The organism is uncultured Cetobacterium sp., from assembly GCF_945952365.1.
Lineage (GTDB): Bacteria > Fusobacteriota > Fusobacteriia > Fusobacteriales > Fusobacteriaceae > Cetobacterium_A.
In genome coordinates this window covers 1-18,862 of the sequence record NZ_CAMFHX010000005.1, presented here as the reverse complement: position 1 = coordinate 18,862, position 18,862 = coordinate 1, and the positions used below count along the sequence as shown (strand labels likewise).

Below are 18,862 nucleotides of genomic sequence, written 5' to 3'. Positions count from 1 at the left end.
AGTAATAATAGATGAACCTCAAAACATGGAAAGTGATAAAGCAAAAGAAGCTATAAAAGATTTAAATCCGCTTTGTACTTTAAGATATTCAGCTACTCATAAAGAAAAATATAATCCTGTGTTCAAATTAGATTCTGTGGATGCTTATGAAAAGCAACTTGTTAAACAGATTGAAGTTGCAACTGTAGGTGTAAGTAGTAATTCTAATACAGAATATATAAGAGTTACAGATATAAAAGCTACTAAAACTGGAATCAGTGCAAAGTTAGAGTTAGATGTTAAAAGTGGAGCTAAAGTAACTAGAAAAGAGGTTTCAATAAAACATGGTGATATTCTAAGTGAAAAAACTAAAAGAGATATCTATGATGGCTATATGGTAAATGAAATAACATTTAATGAAGAGGACCCTGCTAAATCTTTTGTAGATCTAGGAAAGGTTAAACTTACTCTAGGACAACTAAACGGTGGAGAAAATCCAGATACTATAAAAAGATTACAGATTAGAAAAACTATAAAAGAGCATCTAGACAAACAAAAAAGGTTGAAGTATCAAGGGATAAAAGTTTTATCTCTATTCTTTATTGATAAAGTATCAAACTATAGAATCTATGATACTGAAACTGGTGAACCTAAAAAAGGTAAGTATGCTATTATGTTTGAAGAGGAATATCTTAATCTTATCCAGCATCCTGAGTACCACGATTTAGGTACATTATCTGTTCCTCTGCATGAAAGACCTGCTGTTGTTCACGATGGTTATTTTTCAATGGATAAAAAGAAAAGTAAGAGTGGTAAAGAATACTTTGAAGAAAAAGATACAAAGGGAAATACTAATGCAGACAACGATACATTTAACAAAATAATGAGAGATAAAGAAAGGCTATTAAGCTTTGATGAACCACTATCATTTATCTTCTCTCACTCTGCTCTTAAAGAGGGATGGGATAATCCAAATGTATTCCAAATTTGTACTTTGAATGAAACTACATCTGAAATAAAGAAAAGACAAGAGATTGGAAGAGGTCTTAGAATTGCCGTTAACCAACACGGAGAAAGAGTTCGTGGATTTGAAGTGAATACTTTAACAGTTATGGCAAATGAGTCTTATGAACAATTTGTTGATAGTCTACAAAAAGAGATGGAAAAAGAGGAGAATATCAAATTTGGTGTTATTGAAAGTCATATATTCTCAAATATAGTGACAGAGATAAAGTATGGAAAAGAAGTTTATTTAGGACATGAAAAATCAGAAGAGATATATAGTTATCTGTTAACTCAAAACTATATAAACTCTAAAGGTATTGCAGAGGATAAACTAAAAATAGATTTAAGAGATAATAAAGTAGTTTTACCAGAGGAGTTCAAACCTTTAGAACTTGCTATTATTAAAAAGTTAAAATCTACTGCTGGAAAATTAGTTATCAAGAATGCTGATGACAAAAAGAAGATTGCTCTTAATAAGGGTGTTTTATTGAGTGAGGAGTTTAAAGAACTTTGGGAAAAGGTGAAATATAAAACTACTTACAGAGTTAATTTTAATAAAGAAGAGTTAATAAAAAAATGTATAGAGAATATTGATAATACAGTATATATACCATCTGAAAAGTTTTTATTCGAAAAAAAGAGATTACAAATAACTCAAGGCGGAATAGAAGAGGATGGGTTAGGAGTATCTGAGCATGAGGAAATGAAGATTTATAATAGATATAAGCTGCCAGATATTGTAAGCTATCTACAAAATGAAACTAACTTAACAAGAAAAAGTATAGTAGAGATTCTTACAGGAACATCAACTTTATACAGTTTTAAAAAGGATCCACAACTTTATTTAGAGCAGGTTACAGAAGTTATAAAAAGAACTATGAGAGCATTTATAGTTGATGGAATTAAGTATGAAAAGCTAGGTGAAGAGGAGTACTATTGCCAAGAGTTATTCGAAACAGAGGATTTATTTGGGTACTTAAAAACAGAGATGAATAAAAATGGAAATATGATTGAAAGTTCAAAGTCACCATATTCTCACGCTATTATAGATTCAGATATAGAAGGTAGTTTTGCTCAAGATTTAGAGAGAAATAAAAATGTTGTTGTATATGCTAAGCTTCCAGCTTGGTTTAAAATAGCAACACCTCTAGGAAACTATAATCCTGACTGGGCTGTTTTAGTAAGACCTAATTTAGATAGAGCTGAAGAGAAACTATATTTCGTTGTTGAAACTAAAGGTTCTCTATTTGAAGAGGATAGAAGAGAAACAGAAAACCTAAAGATAAAATGTGGAAAAGAGCACTTCAAAGCTATTGATACTGGAATAGATTTTAAAGTAGCTCACAGTTTTGAGAATTTTTTTGAGAAGATTTAAAAAATAAATAAAAAATTATATTGAAAGAAAATCTACTTATATTCTATTTCTAGCTGTCGACAATAAATGTTGGCAGTTTTTTTTAATTTTGTGTTATAATTAATTAAAAAAGTAATAAAAGTACTCTCATATGTTAAATGATAGGTCAACTTTAATTTTACAAAATCTGATATTGTATAAAAAAGAGAAGAGTTTAAAAATTATTTTTTTAAAAGTATTTAGTGTTTAGATCATTATAGTAGATTTGTAAAGTAAAATTCTAATTTAAATATGGTATACTATGTACTGATAGATTTAGTTGAAAAAAGTGTCTTTGATTATAAGTTTAAAAATCCAGATGTAAAAGACTACAAAGAAAAAGTAAAAGAAGAGATATTAGGAAGTGTTATATATGTCTAAAGCAAAAAGAAATATAATACAGTTTACGTACGATATTGAAGAGTTTATGAAATTTCAGTAGATGAAATGGATGAATTTTAGATTATATAAAAAAAATAAGAGAACTGGAAAAGAATCAGATAAGTTAGCCTTAGAATAGTAGGAGATTGCGATATCATTGGATATGGTAATCTCCTTTTCTATTTACTTTTATCGAAAGGTCAAGGTATAAAATATTTTGAAAATTTAAAAGCGAATCACCATGTCAGATTTAGTGATGAGAAAAGTATATAGTCTTAAAGCTCTGCCAGTTATTTTTCCAAGATATCGTTTTCTTAAAGGATTACTAGCTGAGCTAGTGACCAATATTAATTAATAACAGTTAAGAATGATACCTTCGGTATCTATATTTTTTTTAAATTCCATATCTGTTATTGAGTTATAGTTAACGACATCTACAGTATATAAGAGATTACTTTCTTCAAAGTAATCTCTTATTTTATATATGATTTCATCTATTTGTCCTGTTATTGCTATATCTATATCTGAAGTTCGATTATAGTCACCTCTTGCTCTAGAGCCAAAAATTATAATCTGGTTTATTTGAGGAAAGAGATAATGCAAGATTTTTATTTCATCAATCTCTCTTTCTTTTAGTCCTAAGTTCAATTAAAACTCATCTCCTTTAAATAAGAAAGCAAAGAATCTAACTCTTTGAAATACTTTTTTGTGATTCTTAAATAAATCTCATCAGCCATTGATTGACTGTAAATATGAGATGTTAAATTTCTATCGTCAACCATCTCTAACCAAACTTCTCCATTTTTAATAATTTCAGCTTTATATGCTTGTCTGATAACACTTTTTGGAGTATTAATACAATCTATACCTTCATTTGCTAAGTGTGTTTTTAAAATTTTCCAAGATAACTCTAATGTAAATTCAAATCTTTGTATGGCTCCATCTTTTAACGTAGATAACTCAAATTTTTGACTATCTTTAATAGCTTCATCTAATCTTGAAATAGCATTTTCCAGATCTTTAATCTTTTCGCTCCATCTTTTTGCCATAGAAATACCACCTTGTTTTTTTAGTACATTGTATCATATTTGACTAACTTAATCAAAGGTATAAAAGGTTAACTCAGACGAGTAAAAAAATTAATATTTTCTTTCGATAATATCTTGAACTAAAACTTTACATCTTCCACAAGCAGCACCTGCTTTAGTTATTTCTGCTACTTTTTCAACTGTGTCAGCACCATTATTAACAGCCTCGACAACGTCTTTCATAGAAGCACCAGTACATCCACAAACAGAAGCTAATATTTTTTCAATCTCACCAGTGCATCTTCCACAACCAGTTCCTGCCCCAGTCATCTCTTTTATCTCTTCTAAAGTACGTGCGCCTTTAACCATCGCCATTCTAATTGTTATATAATCTACATTTTTACAGTGACAAATTATAGTATTTGCTGCCATAATTTCCTCCTTTTAATATCTAAGATATAACAATTATAGCATGTTTTCATTATTTTTTTATTAAATTTTAGATTTGTTTCCTTTAATAATTTCTCTTACTTGGAATCCTAAAAGAAGAAGATCTCCAAGTAGGAAAATTAAAAATGTTTTACTATCAGGGCTATCAAATCCCATCACAGAAAACTGAAATATTATAAATGTAATCATCATTATATTCGCAAAAAAAAGAGTTCTTTTTCTTTTGTTTTGCATAAAACTATTATTTTTCATAGAACCATCCTTAAAAGTGTTGTGTGTGCTTTTTAATTTATCTTTTGTTCAGATTATAAAATTTTTGTTAAAAAAAGTCAAACTTTATTAATCTTTGACACTTTTTTTTCTTAGAAAAATTAAACATATAAATATCCCTAAAATACAAGCAGCAATAACAGGATAAAAAATATAGATATACGATCCGAAAGTTTCTTTAAAATATCCACCAATAAACCCTTGAGATAAAGCTCCAACACCATAAGATGTGAAAAGAATCCCGTAGTTTGCTGTATAATGAGGTTTTCCAAAAATATTTGCAGTTGAAGCTGGAGCTATTGACAACCATCCACCAAGATTTAACCATAAAATAGAGAAGGCAATAATGAAAGCTACAAGACTATCTTTTGAAATTAAAGAAAGTCCCGCTGCAAAAATAATTGATGAATATGATATCAAGATAGCTTTTTTTGAACCTAATTTATCTGTAATAGCTCCAAATAATGGTCTTCCTGCTCCGTTAAAAATAGCGAAAAATGATGTGAAGAAAGCCGCTTTTAATGGAGATATTCCGATTACCTGCTGAGCGTATGAGCTTGCAACTCCGATTGCTAAAAGTCCTGAAAAAGCACCAATAGCATAACAAATCCAAAGAGCATAGAACTTAGTTGTTTTAATCATCTCTTTAGGGGCAATATCAAGACTAAACTCTTCGCTTCTAGTTTCTGTAATAATAGTTTCATTTTTATTTGGAAATCTTAAAGTCAATGATAATAGTGTAAGAATAATTCCAAAGGCTACTCCTAAAATTTTAAAGGTAGAAAATACACCGAATTTGATTATTAGTTCTCCAGCTAAAGGAGCAGTTACAAATGGTGAAAGTCCAAATCCTAAAAGAGTTAATCCAATTGCAAATCCTTTTTTATCTGGAAACCACTCAGAAACAATAGCCATAGGAATACCGTAAACAATACCTACTCCTATTCCACCTAAAATTCCATAAGTTAAAATTATAAATTCAATACTCGTAGCATATCCAGCTAAAATCCAAGCCAAAGATATCAAAAGTGAACCAGCTATTGCTAAAATTTTTGGATTGATTTTTTTAATAAATAAACCAGCTACAGGCATTGAAAATGCATAGCAAAATAAAAATGTCGTATATGGCATACTTATTAAAGTAGGAGATATTTTCTCTCCGTAAAGTGTTTCTAAAGTTTGTCTCAAAGGGGTTTGAAATACTCCCCAAGAATAGATAGTTCCCATACATAAGAACATGACTAAACCGCTAATAATGTATCTTTCTCTTCTTTTCATATAAAAACTCCTATTTTTTTATTTTGATAAAAATGTTTAGTATAAGATACTATATCAAATGTAAAAATAAAAGAGTTTTTTTATTTTTTTATAAAAAACAATAAAACTTTTCCAAAAGTTGACTTGTTATTCAAAAATAGGTATCTAAATTTAACAGTTCTGTAAAAAATTATATAATGCACCAATCAAATTTGAATTATTGTTAAATTTACAAGATTTAATTTCTGGGTATATAGTAGCAGAGTCAATTTTATCTACAAGATTAGTTACGCTAGCTTGAATATTGTTAATAATATTTTGATCAGCACTAACTCCACCACCAATAATTATTTTTTCAGGATCATAAACATATTGAATGCTTAAAATCCCTTTAGCTAAATCACTATACCAATTTTTAACCTCATTAGAAATAATCTCATTCTTATTGACTAGATTAAAAAGTTCAACTCCATTTATATCACGATTAAGTTTTTTAGAGACTCTACTTGTAAGCTGTCCAATAGAAACAGAGCCCCAAGTTCCTGGAACCCCCTTCTCACTTTCAAAATACATAATTCCAAATTCACCAGCTTGTAAATTTTTACCTTTATGAATCTGTTTGTTTTTAACAATAGCTCCCCCAACTCCAGTTCCGAGTACAATGAAAACAACATCGTCATTAAATTGTGCTTCTCCAAGCCAAACTTCAGCAAGAGCAGCACAGTTAGCATCGTTTTCAAGATGAACTTCAAGTTCTAAAAGTTCTTCTAACTCTTTTTTTATATTAGGTCCATGTATATAAGGAAGGGCACTGACACCGGCAACAAAGCCAGTATCAGTGTTAACAGCTCCAGGACAGCTCAAAGCTACACCAGAAAATTTATAATCATAACTGTTTTTGATTTTAAAAATCTCAGAATAAAGAGCATCTAAACTATTTGGTGTATTGAAACTTGAGTGCTCTAAAATATCTCCATTCTCAGATAAAACACCATATTTAATAGAGGTTCCTCCAAAGTCAAAAACTAAATAATTTTTCATTTAAAACCCCTTTTTGTCAGAAAGTTCTTTAAACCATCTTCCACTTTTTTTAATAGTTCTCTTTTGAGTAGAAAGATCCAATGAAACCAAGCCGTATCTATTTTTGTATGAATTCAACCAAGACCAGTTATCAATAAAAGTCCAAACGTGATATCCGATACAGTTTGATCCCTCTTCAATTCCTTTGTGTAACCATTTTAAATGGTCCTTATAAAAATCAATTCTATAGTCATCTTGAATAACTCCATCAACTAAGAACTTCTCTTCACCTTCAACACCCATTCCATTTTCAGATATCAACCACTCAATATTTCCATAGTTATCTCTAATATTTATGGCTATATCATAGATACCTTTTTCAAAAATCTCCCAACCTCTATGGGGGTTAATTTTTCTTCCGGGCATAACATAGTAGTCGTAGTAATATTCAGGCATAAATGGAGCTTCTGGGTTTGGAAGAGAGGCTCTAGCAGCAACTCTTCTAGGTTGGTAGTAGTTAACACCTAAGTAATCAACGGTATTTTCAGAGATTATCTTTAAATCGCTCTCTATATACTCAGGCATTAAATCGTGTTCTTTAATAATATCGATTAATTCAATTGGAAAATACCCTTTTACTGCTGGGTCTAAGAAACTTTTATTGGCAAAAAGATCAGCTATAAACGAAGCTTTTAAATCCCATTTGTTTTCACTTCTTGGATAACAAGGTGAAAGATTTAAAATAATTCCTATTTTTCCATCTCCATTTAATTCTCTATAGTTTTTAATTGCAAGAGCATTAGCAAGTGCAGTATGGTAACCAACTTGTACCGCAGCTTTAGGGTCTACTTTATATGGATAGTGATAACCAAGTAAATAACCGCATTCAACGTGAACAATAGGCTCGTTAAATGTAAACCATCTTTTAACTCTATCGCCGAAATGTTCGAAACATATTTTAGCGAAATTAGCATAGTGTTCGACAACTTCTCTATTTTCCCATCCACCTACATTTTGCATACACATAGGCATATCAAAATGGAAAAGGTTGATAAATGGTTCAATCTTATTAGCTAATAACTCATCTATCACATTGTTGTAAAAATCAATCGCTTTAGGATTTACTTCTCCAAAACCATTCGGTAGTAATCTAGACCAGCTGATAGAAAATCTAAAAGAGTTGTGTCCGGTCTCTTTTAAAAGTTTTATATCCTCTTTGTAATTTCTATAAAAAGTAGAAGTTTCGTAAGGCCCTATTTTATTGTGAAATCTGAAGCTCTCTGTTTCAAACCAGTAGTCCCAAATATTTTGTCCTTTTCCATCAGTATTCCAAGCTCCTTCGCTTTGAGTAGCAGATGAAGCACTACCGAAGTAGAAGTTATCGTTAAATTTAATCATAGTTTACATCTCTCCTTCTTTTAATGAGTTAGTATAGATTTTTAAAAATGGTGTATATATAAAGTAAGAAAGTAATATCAGAGCCAAACTTAAAAGAGCAGCAGAGATATCAAAGTTTGTAGCAAGTAATGCAGCTAGCGGTCCTGGAGTTGTCCAAGGCACAAGAGTTACAATTTTTGAAACAAGACCATACTTAGTAGCAAACCATGCAATAGTTCCATTTATAATAGGAACAGTTATGAATGGTATAAACAGCAGTGGATTCATAACAATAGGTGTTCCAAACATAATAGGTTCATTGATATTAAAAATAGCTGGAAGTAAAGATAGCTTTCCAATCGATTTTATATGTGTGTTATTACTTCTAATCATAGCAAGAGTTAAACCAAGAGTTGTTCCAACTCCTCCCATAAAGATGAATGAATCTACGAATCCACCTGCAAATATTTTTGGAATAGCTTCTCCAGCTTGAAGTGCAGCTTGGTTAGTAGCTAGATTAGATAGAGTTATTGAGTTAACAATAGCAACAACAATATTTGTTCCGTGTAGTCCAGCAAACCAGAATAGATGTATAATCACAAGTAAAATTATTAAAGATAAAAGTGAATCAGACATATTTAAAAGTGGAGCAAAAGTTTTTAGAATAACTTCTGGAACCATAACTTCTAAATTTTTCATAACTAAGATATTCACAGTATGATATAAAATAGTTACAACAACAATTGGAATCAATAGTTCGAAAGATTTTGCAATTGCAGGTGGAACAGAGTCAGGAAGCTTAATAACAAATTTTTTCTGTACAAGAACTCTAAATATTTCAATTGCAATAATAGTTCCTAAAATTGCAGTGAACAGTCCTTTGGCATCAAGGTATCTAGCATCCATAATCGGCATCCATCCACCTTCAGCTATAAGAAATAGTGATGTAGCTCCTTCAGCTTGCCCAACAGGTAGCCAATCTAATTTAGCAGATGTAAGTAAAAAGGCATACATAGATAAAAATCCACCAGTAGTTCCATTCAATTTATAAAAATTAGATAAAGACATTCCGATACCATATGAAACGAATAAAGACATTATTCCCATACTAACATAGAACGGTTGAACTAAATCTCCTTTGAAAGCTCCCATTAAATTACTGTACCACTCCATATAAAGAACAGTGTTTGGATCTGTAAATGGTAGGTTTACCAATAGAAGAATAAAAGATCCGATGATTAAAAACGGCATTGTGTAAACGAAACCATCTTTAATTGCATTCAAATACCGATTTTGTCCAACTTTTGCCGCAACAGGCATAAGCTTTTGTTCGATTAAATTCATAAAATTACTCATAAAAATCCTCCCGTGTTAATTTAATTTAATTTAAATATAAATCTTTAGATTTATAATTTCCCCATGTTTAATGTTGTTTAATATAATTTTTGAGTTTTTTATCTCTCTTTTCTGATGAACACTTTCCTGCAACATATTGATTATTTCATAAGCTTTTCCAAAGTTTACTTTAATAACTTCATTTTCCTTTTTAGAATTCAAATTAACTAATCTCAATCCATAACTGAATTCATCTATTGGAAAAATAGATGATAGAGCTAAACCACATTCTGAAAAATCAATTAAGTTTTTAAAAGATTTTAATTTGTCTTTTAAAGGATGCATCACAAAATATTTTAGAGTGTTTGTAAATAGATTCAACTCTTGAACTTGATAGTAAGGTGTCATTACAGCGTAGAGTTGGTACTCTTTTTTGAGTGAGTTAGCATCAAATTCTACAATAGAATTATCTTCAAATCTTATAGAAAATTTAAACTTTAATTTTTCTTGGAGTTGGCTATCTGGAGTTGGAATATATTTAAACTCTTGGCCAGATGCAATACCAGGTCTTCTTAAAAGATCTGGTTTTCCTAAGAAGCCCACACTTCTAAATAAAGTTATAGCAATTTTACTATTTTCAAGAATTTCATACTCTTTTATTCCTTTAGATAAAATAGAGGCTGAGATATCTTTATTTTTTAGTGTGACAAAATTTAAAAATGGATATATCGGTGAAGGTTCCTCTTTCCATCCAATCTCACGCCAAGAATCAATATTTTCAGGAGTATTTAATCTTTCGATAGTTCCAAAAGGAGTATCGGCGATAGATATATTACTGGCTATTCCTGTATTTATAACAGCTCTTAATCTGTGATCTTGAGTGTGGTTGTCAACAGTGAGATGAACTGAAATATTTCCAGAGTTATTTAGTTCAATTTTTAAATCATACTTTAGATATGTATTTAAAATATTAAGTTCTCTATCTTTTAAGTTTAAAGGAAGTCTTATATAGCTTTGCATCTCTAAGTTTTTAAAAATAGAATCGTTATTAAAAATAGCAGAACTCTCAGAGAAACTGTGCTGTATTTTTCTGTCTAAAATAGGTGGAGAGTAATCATAAGTATCTCCGTCATCCCCACTATCCTCTAAAGTTATAAAATCTTGAAGTAAAACTTTTGTGCTTTTATTAAATAGTGTAAGTTTACCATCACAGAAATATATTTTATAGAATGAATCCTCGATAAAGTTATCAGAATTGTTTGCCTTTGAACTTTCAAAACTCTCAGTTTCGTAGATTTTTATTCTTTCTAAAGATAAAGGTGAAAGAGTATGCTCTATAAGTAGTGTAGTTATATAATAGTAAAGTTCAGGGTTATGTTCAGATTCATTTCTTTTGATACTGCCTCTATAAACTTTTTCTTGAGACAAAATATTATATTTAATCTCGTTTCCACTTTCATTTTTAATAGTGAAAAATTTAGATTTTGTGGATACGTTTAATTTAATAGGATTACTTCTTTTATAAGGTAAAGTATTAAAAATAAATAGATCATTGTTTTCTTTATCTTCAATTGATTCGCAAATTTTTCTAACTATATAATCCGAAGCTGAGTAAGACAGTTGATCTACATCAATCAGTCTAGATGATATACTTCTATTTGTTTTATCACTGTTACACCCGCACGCACTATCATGAGCATGATTTAAAAGCAATTTTTTCCAAATGGTTTCTAACATATCAGTTTTAGGAGAGAGACCCAAAGATTGTCCGATGACAAAAAGAGGTTCTAACTGATAGAGTAATCTTCGTTCGATTTTATCGTTTAAGTATTTGTGATCATATCTAGATGAGTAGATAGAACGATGGATTTTTGAGTTTGAAGGAGATATAAGTTCTCCTTTAACTCTTTTAAAATTATCCTCTTTTCTTAACTCTTTGAAATACTCTTCGCAGTTACTTTCGATATACAATAGGTTATTTTTACTATTTTTATTATAAAATTCTATTCGTTCTTTTAGATTAAAATCAACGTATCTTTGATCTCCACCAACAGATAGTAAAATATTATCTTTAGATACACCATCTAAAAAGGTTTTTTCAACATTCTCAATATCATCGTTATATATAAGATTTCCACCATAGTAATACCCATTTTTTATATTACTTGCTAAAACTTCACTTCCATCTTCAGATTCCCAAATGAACTCTCTATCAGAGCAAAGATTTTTTGGAAGACCCCTCCAAAATATAAAATTGTGGATATTAAATCCATTTAAAATTTTTGGTAAATCTTTAGTTTGACCAAATGAATCAGGAAGATAACCAACTTTAAAATAGTCACCAAACTGCGTACAACTTTTTATTCCGTAAAATAGATTTCGAACGATAGATTCTCCTGAAATGATAAGTTCATCTGTTTGTGTATACCAAGGACCAATTAAGAGTTTTTTTTCAGAAGCTAATTTTTTAATTTGTTCGAAATTTTTTGGCATATATTTTAAATACTCCTCTAAAATACTTACCTGTCCATCTAAAAGGTAGTGATTTAAACTACCTGTTTCAAGAGCCTCAATAACTTCATCCATATGATATATAAGTTGAACAATAGATTCGTTGGCTGTAAAATACCATTCGTAATCCCAATGTGTATTAGTATAGACATGTACTTTTTTCATTTTTCTCCTCTTTCTTAAACTAAAATCTCTTCAAGCTCATTTTCGTTTTCAGCAATAGATTTTCTCCAGAATCCAATAATCAGGGCTGTTGTTATAATTCCTGCAAAAGTACAAGCAATCCAAGTTAAAAATGGAACTGGTTGCTCAATGTATCCGATGAAAGTTCCTATTGGTGATCCAATTCCACCATAGAATTTACAACCAGTAGCACCAGCTAAACCTCCAGCTACAGCACCACCGATAACAGATGCAGTTATCATCTGAACAGGATTTGATGCAACAAATGGAATAGCTCCCTCTGTTACTCCCACAATACCCATTCCGAAAGCTGAAGCAGCTGAAATATGTTCTTGTTTTGTAAATTTATTTTTAAAAATTCTAGATGCTAACCATATTCCAAGAGGTGCAACAGAGATAGCAGCTTGAGCAGCTGTTCCTGGAACGAAGTTAGCACCTTGAATTCCATATTTAGCAACAGTATCAGTAAAAACAGCAGCTCCGAAAATTAAAGCGGTTTTATTAACGGGACCTCCAAAATCAAACCCAATCATAGCACCAATTATAGCTCCTATAATAATAGGCATTCCAGTATAGTTATCATTTAGGAATGTCAGTGTTGAGTAAAGTGTATCCATAAGATTAGCAATAGGTTTACCAATCATAAAAGTAACAATCATAGTTACAAGGAATAAAGAGATTACAGGAATTACCATTATTCCTAAAAGTGGTTGAACAACTTTTGGCCACTTTATTTTTTTAAGCAGATTAACAATATATCCAGTTAAAAATGCAACAAGTATAGCTGAGATAAATCCTCCGCCAGTTTGAGTTCCAAGATATGCTGCATCGTTCGCGATGTAAGCTCCAATCATAGCAGCAGCAATTGCAGGTCGCCCAGCCATAGAGTTAGCAATAAAACCAGCAAATAGTGGAATCATCAATTTAAATCCAATTTGACCAATCTCAAACATCTTAGCCATTAAGAATCCAAAGTTTGTGCTTCTATCAAATCCCCAATTTACAATCTGTCCAAGTTCATTCTTTTGAAAAGCAAAAATATTTGCGATAGATAAAATTATTCCAGAAGCAATAACCATAGGTACCATATATGATAAACCAGCCATAATATGACCAACAGCTTTATTTTCTGTTTTTCCAAGAGTTATTTTTCCAACTTTGCTTCCTTTGGCTCCAAAAACTGTTGCATTTTCAAGAGCCTCTAAGATTAATCCCTTTCCATCTTTGATAGCAACATTAGCTTTTACTTGATAAAGTTTTTTGCCAACAAACCGATCCATTTCAATATTTCTATTTACAGCTAAAATAACTACATCAGCTTCTTCAATCTCTTTTTCACTCAGAGCATCCTCTGTTCCTAAAGCACCTTGTTTTTCTACAGATATTTTTATATTTAACTCTTTCCCCGCTTTCAATAGACCTTCAGCAGCCATATATGTGTGGGCAATTCCAGCAGGACAAGATGTAACAGCGACTATCTTTTTAGATGAATCAACTTTAAGATTTTTTTCAGTTTTTTTAGAAGCCACTTCTTCTGAGGATAAAAGCGTTAAAAATTCATCTTTATTTTTAGCATTTTTAAGGCTATCTATAAATCCATCTTTCATAAATGAGATTGTTAAATTTTTAAGAATCTCAATATGCATATCCCCCTGATGTTTTGATGGAATAGCTAGAAGAAAAACTAAGCAAACTTTATTATCGTCATCAACAGACTCCCAATCTTCGATACAACTTTTAAGTCTAGCTACAACAATTTTTGGAGTTTTCACAAAATTAGATTTAGCATGAGGAATAGCTAATCCATCTTCTAAACCAGTTGGTGAAATCTTCTCTCTAGATAAAACATCGTTGTAAAACCCACTTTTTGATGTTAAGACCCCATTTTCATCTAAAAGAGTTATTAACTCTTCGATAACACTCTCTTTTGTTTTTGAGTTAGAGTCTAAAACTATAAGATCTCTATCAATCAAATTTTTAATATCCATTCTTACCCTCCCGTATTTTTTAATTAAATAGATTATATGATTATATTTTGTTAAAAAAAAGAAGCTATTTTATTCAAAAAAATATGAATAAAATAGTTTTGTTGCTTTTATATAGTTGATAAACTATAATAAATATATAAAACGTTCGAAAAAAGTGAAGGTTTAAGGATTTTTCTTGTTTGATTTTTTTGAAAGGAATGGGTGGGAATGAATAAAAGAGTATATGAGATTTTAAAATTTATAGTTGAAGAAAATGGTAGAACAAATCTGAAAGAGATTTCTATAGTTACGAAAGCTAATGAAAGAACAATTAGATATGATATTGAAAAAATAAATGAAATTTTTGAGTCTCAGGGGATTAGTTTAATTCAAAAACAGAGTAAAGGTGAGTTTTATCATGAAAATATTGAAGAGATAAATATTTTTATAAAATCTAATTTCAAAGAGATTTTTTTTAATGAACATAGACAGTTAATAATATTGATAAAAGTTTTATTTCAAGGGGAGATTTGTATACCACAGTTGTGTAAAGAGTTTGATTTAACTAGAACAACTATAAAAACAGAGTTAGTTGAAGTAAAAAAAATATTAAAAGAAAACGCATTAGAATTAGAGGTTTCTAATCTTGGTTTAAAGTTGAGTGGTGAAGAGCAAAATTTAAGAAATCTTCAATTGAAATTGGTAAATGAATATGGAAATACAATATTGGAAAAGGATTTAGAACGTAAGTATATATATAATTTTATAAAAGAAAAATATTTGAATATCAGTATGAAGGAGATTGAAAAGTTTGTAAACTATATTGTAAAGCAGTTAAATACAGTGATAACAGATGAAACATATTTTATACTTTCAAATTATATTTTAATTATGATAAATAGAATTCAAAGTGGAAACGAAATAAAAAAAAGTAATAACATAAAATTCTATGAGGATACAAAAGAGTATGAAGTTTTAAAAAAGAGTATCTCTTTAATAGAAAAGAATTTTAATATGGAAATTTCAAATTTAGAGTTGATAAAATTAACAGATTATTTTTTAGGGTGTAGTAATTTTTCTTTATCAAACTTAGCATATAAAGAGTGGTTAGAGATAGAGATTTTAGTAAAAAAAATAGTTTTACAGTTTAAAAAACTTCATAAAGTGGATTTAAGTAAAGATGAGACTTTGATAAATGGACTTGTAAATCATATAAAACCAGCATTACATAGAGTTAAAAATGGATTGAAACTACAAAATTCAATATCGAAAGAGGTTTCAGAAAAATTTCCAACACTATATAAAGATACAAATGAAGCTTTGTTTATTTTAGATGAACTTTTAGGAATTCCGATGAATGAAGATGAGGTATCTTTTATAGCTTTACATTTTAAAACAGCTTTAGATAGATGGAGAAGTAGAAGAGAGCAAACTAAAAATATAATTTTAATTTGTGGGTATGGGTATGGAACTTCAAAGCTGTTAGAGCAACAATTAAAACAAAGGTACAATATAAATATACTGGATACAATTCCATTAAATCAATTGAATAATATAGATTTTTCAAGAAAAATAGATTTGATAATAACAACACTAACAACAGTAGATATAGATACTGAGATACCGATAGTTTCGATAAATACAATTCTAAAAGAGAAAGATATAGAAACTTTAGATTTGTATAATCTTCCAAAGCATTTAGATAAGGTTTCTCTTTCGGTTATTTGTGATACTATATCAAAGCATTGTGAAATAAACAATAAAAAGTTTTTAGTAAAGGATTTAAAATCTATTTTAGAAGGGAAGATTATAGATGATTTAAAGGAGAGAGGAAAAAAGCTTTCGGATTTTATAAACACAGATGTTATAAAGTTAAAGCAAAAAGTAGAGACGTGGCAAGAGGCTATTCAAGTTGCAGGGGAACTTTTAGTGGAATCCGGATATGTAAATGAAAAGTATATTCAGACGATGATAAATAAAGTTGAAAAGTATGGTTCCTATATAGTAATAACAAATTTATTAGCAATTCCTCACGGTGAACTTTCAGAAGATGTGAATTGTTCGGGAATGGCCTTGGTATCACTAGATAAACCTGTTTATTTCCCTGATAAAAAACCTGTGAAGTATTTACTAGCTTTTTGTGGGACAGTTTCAAAAGATTATTTAGATGCTTTAACTCAGTTTTTAGAACTAGTTGATAATTGTGACTTTTTAGAAACCATTGAAAAAAGCTCATCACCTAAAAAAATCGTAGATACAATAAAAAAATATGAATTTTTATCTAAAGCATTATCATATTAGAGAATTAAAAGAGTAGAGCTTCACAGCCCTACTCTCAATTTCATCAATCTAGTTTTGGATGTACAAAAAATGTGGTGTCAACTTTGTAGATGTTCATATCGATATTATACAGATTACTTATAATTTCACTTTTAAAACAATCCTCTTTTTTTCCAAAAAATATCTGTTCACCATTTTTTAAAAATAGAAAATTATTACAGAAATTAGAAGCAAGATTAAGATCATGAATAATAATTAAACAACGAATATTTTTTTCTCTTATAACTTCTTTTATAATATTTAATATATGAATAGCATTTGCAACATCTAAACTGCTAGTAGGTTCATCTAAAATTAAAACTTCAGAGTTTTGAGCAAGAGCTCTAGCGATATAACACCGCTGTCTTTCGCCACCACTTAAAGAGCTTATTTTTCTATCTTTAAAGTGATTAAGATTGAACTTATCTAAAAGTTGAGTTACAATTTCAATATCTTTTTTACTCTCTTTATACCCCATATGTGGTATTCTACCAAGCATGATAGTGTCGAAAACTGTTAGATTGTTTAACCCAGAATCTTGAGGAACATATGATATCATATGTTTTTTAAATGGTGAGTTATCAATAGTAATTTCGCCATCACCATTTAAAATTCCAAGTATATTTTTAATAAGAGTTGTTTTACCACTTCCGTTACTTCCTAAAATCCCAAGGATTTCCCCTTTTTCAACTTTGAAATTTATATTTTTAAGAGAAAAATTATTTTTATGTTGATAGGATAAATTTTTAATCTCCATCTATTTCTCACCTCGTTTTAAAATTAAATTTATAAGAATAGGAACACCGATATAACTTAAAATAATCCCGATTGGAATTATTATAGGTGAGAAAAGAGTTCTTCCTAAAATATCTGAAATAAGAATAAGAACTCCACCGACAAGCATAGAGTAAGTTAATAGATATCTATGGTTATCTCCAACAATACGTTTAGAGATATATGGTGCAGCTAAGCCAACAAAGCCAATAATTCCACAAGTTGATATAATAACTGAGGTCAATAAAAGTGCACTAAATCCAAGAAAGAGTCTCTCTTTAGAAGGATTAACTCCTAAACTTAAAGAGTAATCATCATCACAGTTACAAATTAAATTTAAAATCCAAGCTTTTCTTTGGGTAAAAATAAGAATAGGAGCTAAGATAATTAAAAGAAGCCAAACATTTGTCCACTCAACTCCATTTAGACTTCCAAATGTCCATCTAACAATAGCTGATATTTTATCATCTGAAGCTATATATTGCAGAGTGGATGTCAAGGCAGTAAAAAGATAGTTTAAAGCAATTCCAATAATAATCATAGTTAAAGATTCCATATCTTTTTTTAATGCACAGACGAAAACAATAGTCGCACATAAAATAGTTGATAAAAAAGCTCCGAGCATAACAGTGATAGGATTGTCATTTAAAAATACAATCGCAACAGCAGCACCAAATGCGGCGGACGAAGATACACCAAGAGTGAAAGGACTAGCCATTGGATTTCTAGTTATCCCTTGCATAATACTTCCACAAAGAGCTAGTCCCATCCCACAAAGTAAGCCAAAGATAACTCTAGGAGCTCTGAGCAGTAAAATGATACTTGATTCTTGTTTTGTCATGTTAAAAATATTGATGGTGCTATTTCCTAATGATAAACCAAAGTAAATTAAAATAAAAAGAGATGTTGTGAGTATTATATATCTATTCTTCATTAAGACCTCTTGTTTGGAGAGGGATAGAAATGGCCCTCAATATTTTGGAATCCTTGGAACTCTTCTAACCACTCTTTAAATAGTGCATCAGGATCTAAATCAGAAAGGACTTCAGGATATATCCATTTAGCCATGTAAGCAGCTCCAATCATTTTCGAAGCTCCCCCGTGTCCAAATTGTGACATTAAAAATATATTATTATTTTTAACAGCATCTATATCTTTCCAGCCTTTTCTATTTTTGATATCCTCAATAGTTTTTAGTTGTTGATCTATTGTAGGAGCTTCGTAAACACCAGTACCTTTTATGGCTTGTGCAGGACTTATATTTTTTACGATTACACTTGGATTTTTAATAATAATAGACTCAGAGTCAACTTGGGCTTCACTTGTTTTTCTATCGAGTTCACCGAATATGTTTTTTCCACCAGAGGCTTTCACCATATTATAGTAGTAACTTCCAGGAAAAGCTGTATAGTAATTTTTAGAGTCCTCCCAGTAAACACTCTTTTTTTCAACATTTTGAAGTTTCTCTTCGATATATTTTAATGGTTTTTCATAAAATTGAATAAACTTTTTAGATTCAATCTCTTTTCCAAAAATAGCTCCAATATTTTTGATTTGATATAGCAATAGGTAAGGATTTGAAGTTATCTCCACCTTTTCCCCTGCTCCACACC

At 29.9% G+C, this 18,862-nt stretch carries 16 protein-coding genes; 3 read left to right on the top strand and 13 right to left on the bottom strand.

Translation table 11 applies throughout. The features are described from left to right. Positions 1 to 25 precede the first annotated feature (25 nt). Both Q0O83_RS02560 and Q0O83_RS02555 read left to right on the top strand, forming a co-directional pair. Positions 26 to 2,359, top strand: coding sequence for a type III restriction endonuclease subunit R (locus Q0O83_RS02560; RefSeq protein ID WP_294093906.1), 2,334 nt, complete (start codon positions 26 to 28; stop codon positions 2,357 to 2,359). A gap of 270 nt (positions 2,360 to 2,629) precedes the next feature. Continuing rightward, positions 2,630 to 2,758, top strand: a complete 129-nt coding sequence (locus Q0O83_RS02555) for a hypothetical protein (RefSeq protein ID WP_294093904.1) — start codon at positions 2,630 to 2,632, stop codon at positions 2,756 to 2,758. 351 nt (positions 2,759 to 3,109) lie between these two features. On the opposite strand, the gene Q0O83_RS02550 is transcribed toward Q0O83_RS02555, so the two are convergent. The 10 genes from Q0O83_RS02550 to Q0O83_RS02505 form a co-directional block, all read right to left on the bottom strand. Beyond that, positions 3,110 to 3,406 carry a nucleotidyltransferase domain-containing protein gene (locus Q0O83_RS02550; protein WP_294093902.1) on the bottom strand — a complete coding sequence of 99 codons (297 nt, stop codon included), beginning with the start codon at positions 3,404 to 3,406 and terminating at the stop codon, positions 3,110 to 3,112. Beyond that, positions 3,403 to 3,807, bottom strand: a complete 405-nt coding sequence (locus Q0O83_RS02545; protein ID WP_294093900.1) for a nucleotidyltransferase substrate binding protein — start codon at positions 3,805 to 3,807, stop codon at positions 3,403 to 3,405. Before Q0O83_RS02545 ends, Q0O83_RS02550 begins: the two co-directional genes overlap by 4 nt. A gap of 90 nt (positions 3,808 to 3,897) precedes the next feature. Beyond that, complete coding sequence (locus Q0O83_RS02540) at positions 3,898 to 4,218, bottom strand: (2Fe-2S)-binding protein (RefSeq protein WP_293723979.1); 321 nt, start codon at positions 4,216 to 4,218, stop codon at positions 3,898 to 3,900. 60 nt (positions 4,219 to 4,278) lie between these two features. Beyond that, complete coding sequence (locus Q0O83_RS02535; RefSeq protein WP_294093896.1) at positions 4,279 to 4,488, bottom strand: hypothetical protein; 210 nt, start codon at positions 4,486 to 4,488, stop codon at positions 4,279 to 4,281. Between the two features lie 87 nt (positions 4,489 to 4,575). After that, a complete protein-coding gene (locus Q0O83_RS02530; protein WP_294093894.1) occupies positions 4,576 to 5,784 on the bottom strand; it encodes an OFA family MFS transporter in 1,209 nt (402 codons plus the stop codon). A 150-nt stretch (positions 5,785 to 5,934) separates the two neighbouring features. Continuing rightward, on the bottom strand, positions 5,935 to 6,804 hold the full coding sequence (locus Q0O83_RS02525) for an ROK family protein (RefSeq protein ID WP_294093892.1): 870 nt from the start codon (positions 6,802 to 6,804) through the stop codon (positions 5,935 to 5,937). Beyond that, the gene (locus Q0O83_RS02520; protein ID WP_294093890.1) at positions 6,805 to 8,181 is read right to left on the bottom strand and encodes a glycoside hydrolase family 1 protein; all 1,377 of its coding nucleotides are present in this window, start codon (positions 8,179 to 8,181) and stop codon (positions 6,805 to 6,807) included. It abuts the gene before it with no gap. Between the two features lie 3 nt (positions 8,182 to 8,184). Continuing rightward, positions 8,185 to 9,516, bottom strand: coding sequence for a PTS cellobiose transporter subunit IIC (gene celB, locus Q0O83_RS02515; RefSeq protein WP_294093887.1), 1,332 nt, complete (start codon positions 9,514 to 9,516; stop codon positions 8,185 to 8,187). A gap of 30 nt (positions 9,517 to 9,546) precedes the next feature. Next, the gene (locus tag Q0O83_RS02510; RefSeq protein ID WP_294093885.1) at positions 9,547 to 12,171 is read right to left on the bottom strand and encodes a glycoside hydrolase family 38 C-terminal domain-containing protein; all 2,625 of its coding nucleotides are present in this window, start codon (positions 12,169 to 12,171) and stop codon (positions 9,547 to 9,549) included. A 14-nt stretch (positions 12,172 to 12,185) separates the two neighbouring features. Continuing rightward, on the bottom strand, positions 12,186 to 14,177 hold the full coding sequence (locus Q0O83_RS02505) for a fructose-specific PTS transporter subunit EIIC (RefSeq protein WP_294093883.1): 1,992 nt from the start codon (positions 14,175 to 14,177) through the stop codon (positions 12,186 to 12,188). Between the two features lie 207 nt (positions 14,178 to 14,384). Here Q0O83_RS02505 and Q0O83_RS02500 point away from each other — a divergent pair, with 207 nt between their 5' ends. Beyond that, positions 14,385 to 16,457: a BglG family transcription antiterminator gene (locus tag Q0O83_RS02500; RefSeq protein WP_294093879.1), complete on the top strand. Its 2,073-nt coding sequence runs from the start codon at positions 14,385 to 14,387 to the stop codon at positions 16,455 to 16,457. A gap of 43 nt (positions 16,458 to 16,500) precedes the next feature. On the opposite strand, the gene Q0O83_RS02495 is transcribed toward Q0O83_RS02500, so the two are convergent. The 3 genes from Q0O83_RS02495 to Q0O83_RS02485 form a co-directional block, all read right to left on the bottom strand. Further along, the gene (locus tag Q0O83_RS02495) at positions 16,501 to 17,232 is read right to left on the bottom strand and encodes an ABC transporter ATP-binding protein (protein WP_294093877.1); all 732 of its coding nucleotides are present in this window, start codon (positions 17,230 to 17,232) and stop codon (positions 16,501 to 16,503) included. Continuing rightward, positions 17,233 to 18,183 (bottom strand): iron ABC transporter permease, encoded by a 951-nt coding sequence (locus tag Q0O83_RS02490; RefSeq protein ID WP_294093875.1) that lies wholly within the window; start codon positions 18,181 to 18,183, stop codon positions 17,233 to 17,235. Next, a partial coding sequence (locus Q0O83_RS02485) for an ABC transporter substrate-binding protein (RefSeq protein WP_294093873.1) occupies positions 18,183 to 18,862 on the bottom strand: 680 nt, incomplete at its 5' end. The genes Q0O83_RS02485 and Q0O83_RS02490, both read right to left, overlap by 1 nt.